Raw genomic sequence first — 6,338 nt, 5'->3', positions numbered from 1 at the left:
CTGACCGGTGCGCAGTACGCGGAGAAGCTGGCGGCGGCGCTGGGCGAGCCGGTGCGCTTCCAGTCCGTGCCCTACGACTTCTTCCGCACCCTCGAGATTCCGTTGGCCGGGGAGCTCGGCAACATGTTCCAGTACTACGGCGACTTCGATCAGGAGTTCACCGGCGCCCGTGATCTGAACCGGCTGCGGGAGATCAACCCGGCGCTCAAGGACTTCGACGCCTGGCTGGTCGAGAACGCCTCGAAGTTCGAGGTGAAGTGATGAGCGCGACCACCACTGTGAGCGGGCAGCTGGGCGGCAAGGTCGCCTTGGTCACCGGCGCGAGCCGCGGCATCGGCGCGGCCATCGCCCGTCGCCTGGCCCGGGAGGGCGCGGCCGTGGCGATCACGTACAACTCGTCTCCCGGCCACGCCGACAAGGTCGTCGAGAGCATCACGTCCGAAGGCGGCAAGGCCGTGGCCATCGCGGCCGACGCCGCGGACGCGGAGGCGGTCCGCTCGGCGGTCAACGGCGCCGTGGAGACCTTCGGCCGCCTGGACATCCTGGTGAACAACGCCGGGGGCGGTCACTTCGGCCCGATCGAGCAACTCACCGTCGACGACTTCGACCAGTCCGTCGCGGTGAACGTGCGCTCGGTGTTCGTGGCCACCCAGGAGGCGCTGCGGCACATGGGAGACGGCGGCCGGATCATCTCGATCGGCAGCGTCTTCGCCGAGCGGATGCCGATTCCGTACGGCACGCCGTACGCCCTCACCAAGGCGGCCATCGGCGGTTTCACCCGGGCGCTGGCCCGGGAACTGGGGCCGAGGGCGATCACGGTCAACACGGTCCAGCCAGGACCGTTCGACACCGACAGCAATCCGGCCGACGGTGACATCGCCTCGGTGATGATCCCGCTGACCCCGGCAGGACGGTTCGCCTCCCCCGAGGAGCTGACCGGCCTGATCGTCTACCTCGCCGGCCCCGAGTCGGGCTATGTGACGGGCGCGACGATCAACATCGACGGCGGCTACACCGTCTGAGCCGCTTACGCACGCAGTCCCCGGCCGCGGCTACCCGGCCGGGCGACTGGCGACTGACGCATTGATCTTGGCGAACTCGCCGACGCCCCGATCCGATCCGACGCACGATGAGCGGGGGTCGCATCACCCACCGGACACGGTGACACCGCTCTCCTCGCCCGGAGTACCTCGATGCGCCCGTACCGGATGCTTGCTCATGATCGAGACCCGATTGAAAGCGTTGATGGTGACCGCCACCCAGATCGCGGCGGAGATCTGGTCGTCGGTGAGCACCTGCCGAGCGGTCTCGTAGGCGGATTCCTGGGCGACGGCATCGGTGGGGTCGGTCGTGGCCTCGGCCAGTGCGAGGCCCGCACGCTCCACGGGCGTGAACACCGCCGCGTCCCGCCAGGCGGCGAGCACTCCCAGCCGCTGCGCCGACTCGCCCGCCCGCACAGCCGCCTTGGTGTGGATGTCGAGGCAGTAGGCGCAGCCATTGATCTGCGACACACGGAGGTCGATCAACTCCACGACGGTGCGGTCGAGCCCCGCCTCGGCGGCGACCGTGCGCACCGCTTCCGACGTCTGCACCAGGGCGTGGAAGGCCTTGGGGCTCTGTTTGTCGATGAAGATCCGCATGTCTCCCGCTCGCTGTCTACTTGCTGTGGTCTTCGCTCTATGATCATGGCATCATAGTTGATGCAACAACTAGATTCCACGGGAGGTGGTCTCGGTGAGCAATGTCGAAGCCGAACCGGCAGTGATGAGATGCGGGGTGCCGGTCGACGACGCACGGTCGGCCGGGGCGCCACGGGTCGACGTGCTCCCCGCACGGGAGGTGCCCCTGGGCGGACCGCGCTCGATGACCGTGCGGCGGACGCTGCCGCAGCGGGACCGGACACTGATCGGCGCCTGGTGCTTCGCCGACCACTACGGTCCCGACGAGGTCACCGACCGGGGCGGCATGGCGCTGCCCCCGCATCCGCACACCGGTCTGCAGACGGTGACCTGGCTGTTCAGCGGAGAGGTCGAGCACCGCGACACGCTCGGTACCCATGCCTTGGTGCTGCCCGGGGAGATCAACCTCATGACGGGCGGGTACGGCATCGCCCACTCGGAGCTCTCCACCCCGCGCACGACCGTCGTCCACGGCGTCCAGCTGTGGGTGGCACTGCCGGAGGAGCACCGGAACGCGGAACGGGACTTCCAGCACTATGCGCCCGAGTCCGTGCGGATGGAGGGGGCCGAGATCAGGGTCTTTCTCGGCTCGCTCGCCGGTGACCTGTCTCCGGTGCGGACGTTCACCCCGTTGCTCGGCGCCGAGATCGTGCTCGAACCGCGTGCGACGGTCGCCCTCTCCGTGGACACCGGCTTCGAGCACGGCCTTCTCGTGGACAGCGGGGACGTCCGCGTGGCTGACACCCTGCTGCACCGGGCGGAGCTGGGCTATGTCCCGCCGGGTGCGGGCACCTTGACGCTCACGAACGAGTCGGACGGTCCGGCGCGGACGATTCTGCTCGGCGGTACGCCGTTCGAGGAGGAGATCGTCATGTGGTGGAACTTCATCGGCCGCACTCATGAGGACATCGTCGAGGCCCGCGAGGAGTGGGAGGCATCCTCCGACCGCTTCGGCACCATGGAGGGTTTCCCCGGGGGCCGTCTCCCCGCGCCCGCCCTGCCCAACGCCACCATCAGGCCGCGTCGCAACCCTCCGCGTCGCTGATCTCTCTCAGAAAGGTCCCCATGAGCCAGCCTTCTGCCGCCCCGGTCGTCGAGCGGGTGGACGCACACCATCGGTACGAGATCGTGGTCGATGGCAAGCGTGCCGGCATGACCGAGTACCGCGACCACGGTGAGCAGCGTGTGTTCTTCCATACGGAGGTCGACGACGCCTACGCCGGACAGGGCCTGGCCGCACAGCTGGTGCGGCAGGCGCTCACCGACACACGCGCCTCCGGGAAGCGGATCGTGCCGGTCTGTCCGTACGTGGCCAAGTTCCTGAAGAGGCATGACGAGTTCGCCGACGTCACTGATCCCGTGACCCCTGAGGTCCTGCGGTGGCTGGAGGCGCACCTGGGCTGACCTGCCGTCGCCCGGCTGCCGTTCGGAAGGTACCTGTCAGGTGCGACGAGTCCCACCCTCCCGGCCGGATCGGCGGCCGACAGCCGGTCCGGCCGGGAGGGCAGTAGCTATTCAGGAAGGTCAGAGATGCCCAGGCAGTCGCACGAGTTGCTCTTCGGAAGCTTCATCACGCCGAGCGCCGACCAGGTCGACCAGGTGGTGGCGCTCACCCAGCTCTCGGAGCGGGCCGGGCTCGACATCGCCACGTTCCAGGACCACCCCTACCAACCGCGGTTGCTGGACTCCTGGACGCTGATCTCGTACCTCGCCGCGGCGACGAGCCGTATCAAGCTGGCGCCCAATGTGATGAACCTGCCGATGCGCCAGCCCGTGGTCATTGCCCGCAGCGCCGCGACACTGGACCTGCTCAGTGGCGGCCGCGTCGAACTGGCGCTGGGAGCGGGCGCGTTCTGGGACGCCATCGAAGCGATCGGCGGCCGGCGGCTGGCACCCGGCGAGTCCGTGGACGCCCTCGAAGAGGCCATCACGATCATCCGTGAGATCTGGGACACCGAAACGCGTGGCGGAGCGCGCATGGACGGCACCCACTACCGCGTCGCGGGCGCCAAGCGAGGCCCCGCACCCGCCCACGACATCGGCATCTGGGTCGGCGCGTACCGGCCACGGCTCCTCCGGCTGGTCGGCCGCATCGCCGACGGATGGCTGCCCAGCCTCAGCGCCTTCGAAGGCGGACTCGCCGGACTCGCCCGCGCCGGCCGGCACGTCGACGAAGGCGCCGAAGCGGCGGGGCGCGACCCCGCGTCCGTGCGTCGACTGCTGAACATCGGCACCCCGTCCCCGGCCGGCGGCTCCGGAGCCCTCAGCGGACCGCTCACCCAGTGGGCCGAACAACTCGCCGAGGCCACCATCGAGCACGGCATCTCCGGCTACATCCTGGGCGGCGACGATCCCACCGCGATCCAGCAGTTCGGCGAGGAGGTCGCCCCCGCCGTACGGGAGTTGGTCGTGGCATCCCGTAGCTGACCGGTCCGTCCCGCTACCGGCACGCTCCCATCGGCGGACACGTCCTCTCCGGCTCTCCAGGACGGCGTCAGTGATCCAGCAGGATGCGGGACATGACCGTCCAGGCCGCCGCCGAGTCCGGTGGTGGCCTGAACCTTCTGGTCAGCGAAACCGGCATTGAATACAGCGGCCCGCTCCCGATGCCCGCCCGCAGAACGTCACCACAATTCCCTTGAGCCCGTTGATGGTTGGGCCGTTCCGAATGAAGGTTCAGGAAGTGTGGGGGAGGCGTTGGGCGGGGATGACTCCGAGGTGGCCCGCCTGGTAGTCCTCGAACGCCTGCTGGACCTCTTCGGAGGTGTTCATCACGAACGGGCCGTACTGGACGACGGGTTCGCGGATGGGGCGGCCGCCCAGCACGAAGAGTTCCAGCTTGGCAGAGCGGGACCCCTGTACGCGGTCGGCGGTCAGGCGCAGTGCGTCACCCGCGCCGAAGGCGGCGAGCTGTCCCTCCTGGATGGGGCGGACTTCGCTGCCGACCGTGCCGTGGCCTGCCAGGGTGTAGGCCAGCGCGTTGTAGGCGGGGTCCCAGGGCAGGTCGACTTGGGCGCCGGGCTCGATGGTGATGTGCGCGACGGTGATCGGGGTGTGGGTGATGCCCGGGCCCGCGTGTCCGGCGATGTCGCCGGCTATCACGCGGATCAGCGCGCCGCCGTCGGGAGTGGTGACCAGTCCGGTGTGCTTGCCGCGGATGTCCTGGTAGCGGGGCGGGCTCATCTTCTTGGCGCGGGGCAGGTTGACCCACAGCTGTACACCGTGGGTCACCCCGCCGCTCTGGACCAGCCGCTCCGGGGGCTGCTCGATGTGCAGGATGCCGGACCCCGCGGTCATCCACTGGGTGTCGCCGTCGGTGATGAGGCCGCCGCCGCCGTTGGAGTCCTGGTGTTCCACGGCGCCGTCGATGAGGTAGGTGACCGTCTCGAATCCGCGGTGCGGATGCCACGGGGTGCCCTGGGGTTCTCCCGGAGCCTGCTCGACCTCGCCTATGTGATCCATGTGAACGAACGGATCCAGTTCCGGCAGCGATACCCCGGCGAAGGCGCGGCGTACCGCGAAGCCCTCGCCCTCGAAGCCTTGCTGCGCCGTCGTCAGGCGGCGGACGGGCCGGTAGGCCGTGCCGGCCGGGTCGAGCTCGGGCAGGCGCGGCAGGACCAGCACGTTGTCCACGGTGATTGCGGGCATGTCTGCGTTCCTCTCTTTTGGGGTTGCCGTCAGAAGGCGTGCGGTCCGAACCGTCCCCAGGCCACGAAGACGGTCAGGGCGAGCAGGATCACGTTCACGACGACCGACTGGAGCTCCCCGCGCCGACTGTGCGTGATGGCGGCGCCGAACATGGTCAGTGCCAGGCCGGAGGCGGCCAGCGGAACGAGGTCCGGAGCGATGTCCACCGCCGCGGGCAGGATCAGTCCGAGCGCGGCGAGAATCTCCAGGAGGCCGATCGCCCTGATCATCACTGGGGGAAAGTCCTCGGCCCAGCCCATGGAGGGAGATGCGACGAGCTTTTCTTTGGACTGGGCGAGCTTGGCAGCGCCGGCCCCCAAGAACACCAGAGCGAGCAGGACGGCGACAGCCCACAGAACGACATTCACAGGTACCTCTTGAGATGGGGTGGGGCAGTCCGCGGAGGCGGTCCCACACAAGTAAGTGATGTGTCATCCAAGCTAGACTGAAATGGATGACATATCAAGTAGGCGAGTAGAGGTGAAGCAGGGGTGAGTGGGGACGAGCTGGTCACCGCCGGCAGGCACGCGGGACCCGGCCCGCGGGATCGCGCCGGCCGTGGCCAAGGCCGCGCTGGAGGACGGCGCCGCACTCGAGGTCACGGAGGCCGAACTGTGCGCTGCGGTCTCGGCTACGTACTGGACACCGCAGTACGCATCCTGACCGCGAGGCCTGGCGCGCCGTGCGGGGATTGGTGTCTTGGCGGGTCGCGCTCGTTCCAGCTGGGTGACTTATCAACTCCTTTACACTCGCTTGTATGGATGAAGAAGTTCGGTGGTTGTCGGCGGAGGAGCAGCACGCCTGGCGGAGCTTTGTTCGGTTGCATGAGCGGTTGGGGGGTCGTCTGTCGCGGTTGTTGCAGAGTGAGTCGAAGCTGTCGGCGGCGGATTTCGGTGTGCTGGTGAATCTGACGGATGTGCCGGAGGGGCGGCAGCGTTATCAGGATCTGGCTCGGGCGCTGGAGTGGGAGAA

General features: G+C 68.6%; 9 protein-coding genes and 2 pseudogenes. 8 read left to right on the top strand and 3 right to left on the bottom strand.

Annotation, left to right across the window (positions count from 1 at the left end; all coding sequences use genetic code 11):
* Both AB0I18_RS51340 and AB0I18_RS51335 read left to right on the top strand, forming a co-directional pair.
* Nucleotides 1–261, top strand: a pseudogene (locus AB0I18_RS51340) (NmrA/HSCARG family protein); the annotation flags it as partial.
* A complete protein-coding gene (locus tag AB0I18_RS51335; protein WP_363112775.1) occupies nucleotides 261–1,022 on the top strand; it encodes a 3-oxoacyl-ACP reductase family protein in 762 nt (253 codons plus the stop codon). The pseudogene AB0I18_RS51340 and the gene AB0I18_RS51335, both read left to right, overlap by 1 nt.
* A 123-nt stretch (nucleotides 1,023–1,145) precedes the next feature.
* Here AB0I18_RS51335 and AB0I18_RS51330 read toward each other — a convergent pair whose 3' ends face one another.
* Nucleotides 1,146–1,640, bottom strand: coding sequence for a carboxymuconolactone decarboxylase family protein (locus AB0I18_RS51330; RefSeq protein WP_363112774.1), 495 nt, complete (start codon nucleotides 1,638–1,640; stop codon nucleotides 1,146–1,148).
* A gap of 94 nt (nucleotides 1,641–1,734) precedes the next feature.
* Here AB0I18_RS51330 and AB0I18_RS51325 point away from each other — a divergent pair, with 94 nt between their 5' ends.
* The 4 genes from AB0I18_RS51325 to AB0I18_RS51310 all read left to right on the top strand — a co-directional run bounded on the left by AB0I18_RS51325 (nucleotide 1,735) and on the right by AB0I18_RS51310 (nucleotide 4,321).
* A complete protein-coding gene (locus tag AB0I18_RS51325; RefSeq protein ID WP_363112773.1) occupies nucleotides 1,735–2,724 on the top strand; it encodes a pirin family protein in 990 nt (329 codons plus the stop codon).
* 20 nt (nucleotides 2,725–2,744) lie between these two features.
* Nucleotides 2,745–3,083, top strand: a complete 339-nt coding sequence (locus AB0I18_RS51320) for a GNAT family N-acetyltransferase (RefSeq protein ID WP_363112772.1) — start codon at nucleotides 2,745–2,747, stop codon at nucleotides 3,081–3,083.
* A gap of 126 nt (nucleotides 3,084–3,209) precedes the next feature.
* Nucleotides 3,210–4,106: an LLM class flavin-dependent oxidoreductase gene (locus tag AB0I18_RS51315; RefSeq protein WP_363112771.1), complete on the top strand. Its 897-nt coding sequence runs from the start codon at nucleotides 3,210–3,212 to the stop codon at nucleotides 4,104–4,106.
* 92 nt (nucleotides 4,107–4,198) lie between these two features.
* Complete coding sequence (locus AB0I18_RS51310) at nucleotides 4,199–4,321, top strand: hypothetical protein (protein ID WP_363112770.1); 123 nt, start codon at nucleotides 4,199–4,201, stop codon at nucleotides 4,319–4,321.
* Between the two features lie 34 nt (nucleotides 4,322–4,355).
* On the opposite strand, the gene AB0I18_RS51305 is transcribed toward AB0I18_RS51310, so the two are convergent.
* Both AB0I18_RS51305 and AB0I18_RS51300 read right to left on the bottom strand, forming a co-directional pair.
* Nucleotides 4,356–5,327 carry a pirin family protein gene (locus tag AB0I18_RS51305; protein ID WP_363112769.1) on the bottom strand — a complete coding sequence of 324 codons (972 nt, stop codon included), beginning with the start codon at nucleotides 5,325–5,327 and terminating at the stop codon, nucleotides 4,356–4,358.
* A 29-nt stretch (nucleotides 5,328–5,356) separates the two neighbouring features.
* Nucleotides 5,357–5,734, bottom strand: coding sequence for a DoxX family protein (locus AB0I18_RS51300; RefSeq protein ID WP_363112768.1), 378 nt, complete (start codon nucleotides 5,732–5,734; stop codon nucleotides 5,357–5,359).
* A gap of 127 nt (nucleotides 5,735–5,861) precedes the next feature.
* On the opposite strand from AB0I18_RS51300, the gene AB0I18_RS51295 reads away from it, so the two are divergent.
* Both AB0I18_RS51295 and AB0I18_RS51290 read left to right on the top strand, forming a co-directional pair.
* On the top strand, nucleotides 5,862–6,029 hold the full coding sequence (locus AB0I18_RS51295) for a hypothetical protein (protein ID WP_363112767.1): 168 nt from the start codon (nucleotides 5,862–5,864) through the stop codon (nucleotides 6,027–6,029).
* Nucleotides 6,030–6,123: 94 nt separating this feature from the next.
* Nucleotides 6,124–6,338 (top strand): annotated as a pseudogene (locus tag AB0I18_RS51290) (MarR family transcriptional regulator); the annotation flags it as partial.

The organism is Streptomyces sp. NPDC050704 (genome assembly GCF_040654355.1).
In the GTDB taxonomy this organism is placed as follows: Bacteria; Actinomycetota; Actinomycetes; order Streptomycetales; family Streptomycetaceae; genus Streptomyces.
This window is presented reverse-complemented; position numbering and strand designations above follow the sequence as displayed.